Below are 1,157 nucleotides of genomic sequence, written 5' to 3' on the forward strand. Positions count from 1 at the left end.
GACAGCGGCAAAACCATCACCATCGCCGCGGGCGCAAGCTCGGGAGCACTGGACGTAGCCGTCGGCAACGACGTGTACCAAGGCCCGACCACCGTCACCGAGTCGATTGCTTCGGCATCCGGCGGCAATCTGGAAGCGATTGCACCGAACACCGCGCCAGTCAGCACCATCGTCAGCGATGTCAACGACACCACCACAGTGACGCTGACCGCTACGCCAACCGTGAATGAAAACGGCACGATCACCTACACCGCTACGCTGACCGACGCCAACGGCAACCCGGTCACTGCGCAGAACGGTCCTGTGACGGTCACGCTCGACAGCGGTAAAACCATCACCATCGCGGCGGGCGCAAGCTCGGGCGTACTCGATGTTGCTGTGGGTAACGATGTTTACCAGGGGCCAACGACTGTCACCGAATCGATTGCTTCGGCATCCGGTGGCAACCTGGAGGCCATCGCGCCGAACACCGCTCTGGTCAGCACTGTGGTCAGTGATGTCAACGACACCACCACGGTGACGCTGACCGCCACGCCAACCGTGAACGAAAACGGCACCATCACTTACACCGCCACGTTGACCGATGCCAACGGCAACCCGGTCACGGCACAAAATGGTCCTGTGACGGTTACTCTGGAAAGCGGCAAGACCATCACCATCGCTGCCGGCGCAAGCTCGGGCGTATTGGATGTCGCGGTTGGCAACGACGTGTATCAAGGCCCTACCACCGTCACCGAAAGCATCAGTACCGCCACGGGCGGTAATCTGGAGGCCATCGCACCGAACACGGCTCCAGTCAGCACCATCGTCAGCGATGTCAACGACACCACCACCGTGACGCTCACTGCCACACCGACCGTGAACGAAAACGGCACGATCACTTACACCGCGACCCTGACCGACGCCAACGGCAATCCGGTCACCGCGCAGAATGGTCCGGTCACCGTGACCTTGGACAGCGGCAAAACCATCACCATCGCGGCGGGCGCAAGCTCCGGTGTATTGGATGTAGCCGTTGGAAACGACGTGTACCAGGGCCCGACCACCGTCACCGAAAGCATCAGTACCGCCACGGGCGGTAACCTCGAAGCCATCGCCCCAAACACGACTCCGGTCAGCACCGTCGTCAGCGATGTCAACGACACCACCACGGTGAC

Annotated in this window: 1 protein-coding gene; it reads left to right on the forward strand. The window is 61.5% G+C overall.

Going from position 1 to position 1,157, the window contains the following annotated elements; all coding sequences use genetic code 11:
• Positions 1-1,157: immunoglobulin-like domain-containing protein (locus tag BLT00_RS30615; protein WP_139199646.1), on the forward strand; the 1,157-nt coding region annotated here is incomplete at both ends.

The organism is Pseudomonas sp. NFACC51 (assembly GCF_900103575.1).
In the GTDB taxonomy this organism is placed as follows: domain Bacteria; phylum Pseudomonadota; class Gammaproteobacteria; order Pseudomonadales; family Pseudomonadaceae; genus Aquipseudomonas; species Aquipseudomonas fluorescens_Q.